Origin of the sequence: Micromonospora maritima, assembly GCF_902825405.1 — a bacterium.
Taxonomy (GTDB): Bacteria; Actinomycetota; Actinomycetes; order Mycobacteriales; family Micromonosporaceae; genus Micromonospora; species Micromonospora maritima.
This window is the reverse complement of record NZ_CADEAU010000553.1, coordinates 1-3270: the sequence shown is the minus strand read 5'-3', so window position 1 is coordinate 3270 and position 3270 is coordinate 1. Positions and strand designations below refer to the sequence as shown.

3 protein-coding genes are annotated in these 3270 nt (G+C 73.8%); all 3 read right to left on the bottom strand.

Going from position 1 to position 3270, the window contains the following annotated elements:
• Positions 1 to 642: 642 nt before the first annotated feature.
• A complete protein-coding gene (locus tag HUW36_RS28890; protein ID WP_174531012.1) occupies positions 643 to 1359 on the bottom strand; it encodes an HD domain-containing protein in 717 nt (238 codons plus the stop codon).
• 60 nt (positions 1360 to 1419) lie between these two features.
• Positions 1420 to 1836 (bottom strand): ATP-binding protein, encoded by a 417-nt coding sequence (locus HUW36_RS28885; RefSeq protein ID WP_174531011.1) that lies wholly within the window; start codon positions 1834 to 1836, stop codon positions 1420 to 1422.
• Between the two features lie 234 nt (positions 1837 to 2070).
• Positions 2071 to 3270 (bottom strand): pectate lyase family protein (locus tag HUW36_RS28880; RefSeq protein ID WP_174531010.1); only part of this gene is annotated, 1200 nt, incomplete at its 5' end.

Here is a 3270-nt window from a genome sequence, read left to right as displayed (position 1 = left end):
CGGCGAGCCGGCGCTCGTCGTCGGTGAGCAACCCCCAGCTCCAGTCCACCACCGCCCGCCGACGCCGGCTGACCGCTGCGGCCGACGCCGTCGCCGGGATCTGACCACGGTGGCGGCCCTGATCGCGGCCTAGGGCCGCCCGGGCCTGGCCGTCCCACCCTCGGCCCGGACGTGGCCTTCCCTCACCCACGGCCTGAACCCGGGCCCGGCCGTCCGGCCTTCGGCGGCTGCCTTCGGTGCGGCTCCGGTCCGGCTGCTCTCGAACCGGGTCGCCGCCGGTCTGGCTCGGGGCCGAGCCCGTCCGGGTTCCGGCGCTGATCCGCCCCCGGCTTCGGCGTCGTCGTCCGATGGCGACTGCGGTCGCTGCCGAACCGGCCCCAGGGGCGTCGCTCGGACTGCGGCGTGCGGGCGCTGGGGGCGAGAGAGAGGGCCGGCCCGGTCGCGCGTTCGGGCGACCGACGATCCGCGCACGACGCGGCTCCCGGACGACCGACCACCTTCAGTCGATATACCGCTGAGTCATAATCATGACCCAGCGGTATATCCCTCTCCGGTGGTGTGCCCGCCGGCGAGGCTACGGACAGTGAGCAGTCCGCTCGGCGGCGTCGTCGGGCCCCCGACTCGGGCGTGCGGTCGCGGCGTTCAGTTCGGCTGGTCGAGGATGGCGCTGAACCGCTCCTCGGCGAGATCGAGCTGGGCGAAGATGTGCCGCTTGACCGGCGCCGACAGCGGAGTGTCCGGCCGGGCGATCAGGTCGCGGAAGACCGGCACCAGCGGCCGGTACTTGGCGGCCGACGACGCCACCTTGGGCCCGACCGTGTGGATCACCCCGACGCCGTTGTCGGTGAAGTCCGACACCTTGATCACCCGGGCCCAGGGCTCCCGGTCCAGGCTGGCCGCGACGTGCTCCCGGTACTGCGCGTGTCGGTCCCGGCCCGGGTCGTAGGCCGGGTTGGTCACCGCCGCGACGAGCCGCGCCACCCGCGGGCCGAACCGGGCGGTGAGCGTGGCCAGCGCCGCCGCCGTCGGGTCGCCCGCCGTCGCGCCGGCCAGCTCGGCCGGATGGTCCTCCACCGCGTCGTGCAGCAACCCCGCCACGATCACGTCAACGTCGCGCACCTGGTAGTGGTGCATCATCCGGATCGCCACCCGGAGCAGGTGGTTGAGGTACGGCTCGCGGACCCGCCGGTCGTCGCGGTGCAGGTCGGCGGCGAGGTCGAGGGCCTCGGTCAGCCGGGCGCGGGCGGCCTCGTCGAACGCTCCGATCTCCAGCCGGAAGCGGGCCAGCAGGCCGGGCTCACCATGGATCTCGGTGATCGCGTGCATCGGCATCGTGGCGAGGTACGCGGGGAACTCCATGCGTCCCTTATAGCTGATCTTCGCTAGCCGGTGCCGTCGGCTGGCCGACGCGAAGCGGGATCATCGATCGGTGAGCCGCTTGACCAGGCGTACGCAGGTGCCCTCCGGCGTGCCGACGATCGTCGCCTCGTCCATCACCCGGGACATGATCAGCCGCCCCCGGCCCCGGTCGCTGCCGTCGTCGCCGTCGGTCGGCCGCCAGCCGCCGTGGTCGCGTACCTCGATCTCCAACCGGTCGTCGTGCAGCTCCACCCGGAGCGTGGTGATCCCGTCGGGGGCGAAACGGTAGCCGTGCTCGATGGCGTTGGCGCAGGCCTCCCCGGTCGCGATCAGGACCGTTTCGACGTCCCACTCGCCGACGCCCTGGTCGTGCAGCCAGGCACGCAACCGTTCGCGGGTCGGCGCGAGCCGTCCGGGGTCGGCCGGCAGGTCGATGGTGAGGAGCCGGCCCGTCCCGCCGGTTGTCCCACCCGCCACGTCCGGCCCTCCGTCCCGTGCCCGCCGCCGGGCCTGGGCACCCACTCGCGCTCTCACCGCCCGATTCTCACCCTGTTGTCCCCGATCGCCGCCGAATCATGCCTGCGGCGGACGATCCGCAAAGGTGATCATCGCGCATCCGCGCCCGCATGTCAGCCGACCCCTCCGGGAACGGCGCCGGGCCGGCGCCCCCGTGGGACGCCGGCCCGGTCGGTGCGGGCTCGGCGGGCGGACTCAGAGCGGCAGCCGACCGGCTCCGGACCAGGCGCCGACGACCAGCGGGACCAGCGGCGTGGGCAGCGGCGGGGCGGCGCGCAGGGTGGGTGTCCAGCCGGCGTCGCCGCCCAGGTCGGGGTCGTGCGTGGCGTTGTACGCGGCGCGCAGGTCCACCGGCCGGGGCCGGCGCTCACCCTGCCGCACCCAGCTGCCCCGTTCGGTGAGCGCGGTGCCGCCCCAGTCGTAGAGCAGGTCGGCCGGGTCGACGTCGTCGGCGAGGGTGAAGAAGTTGTTCTCCGCGTAGATGGCGGACTGCACGCCCACGCCGAGGGCGTACGCGAAGTCCGGCCCGCCGAGCCGGTAGTGGTTCTCGTGCACGTCCACCTGGCCGAACCGCACCCGGGGCAGCCGTTGCAGGTCGCCGTCGAAGAGGTTGTGGTGCACGCTGACCTTGAGCCGGCCGACGTCCGGGCCGACCGTGTTGGAGGAGCCGATCAGCATCAGCTTGTCCCGGCCGACGAACCGGTTCCAGGAGGCGGTGACCAGGCTGGCGGTGTGCGTGACGTCGAGCGAGCCGTCGTGCACCTGGTAGGGCCGGCCGAAGTGGACGGGCTGGCCGCTGTCCGGGTTGTCGCCGTCGGTGAACGTGTTGTGGTCGACCCACACGTGCTCGCTGCGCCGTACCGAGATCTGGTCGTACTGGGAGTTCCAGTTGCCGGCGTCGCCGTCGGTGGGGGACCAGGCCGGGAAGCAGTCCCGGGCGTCGGCCAGCTCCAGGTTGCGCACGACGACGTTGGCGACCCGGTCGATCATCAGGGTCAGCCCGGTCAGCCGGGCGCCGCGCAGCCCGACGATCGTGGTGTTGGACCCGACATTGATCTGCGTCTGCCGGGTCTGGGCGGCCACCGACCGCATCCGGGCGTCCTCCAGCGGGCCGCTGGGGTTCACCCGTCCCCAGACGGCCGGGTCGTACGCGGCCAGGTAGGCCGGCAGCGAGTAGCCCGGGTCGGCCAGGCCGGCGCAGTCGAGCGGCGTGCCGTCGGGGCCTTCGAAGCCGTCGATCGTGCCGGCCACGTACACGATCTTGGGGGTGGCGTCGGCGGCGTTCGTGGCGTTGTCGCCGCCGAGCGCGGCGACCAGCTCGGCACGGGTGCGCACGACGCGTACCCGGTCCGGGGTGGCGGCCGCGCCGCCGGTGGTGCCGGCGCCCTCGGCGGC

Excerpts from the sequence above, each read along its gene's own strand:
- HUW36_RS28890 (WP_174531012.1), bottom strand. The coding sequence starts at position 1,359 with ATGGAGTTCCCCGCGTACCTCGCCACGATGCCGATGCACGCGATCACC.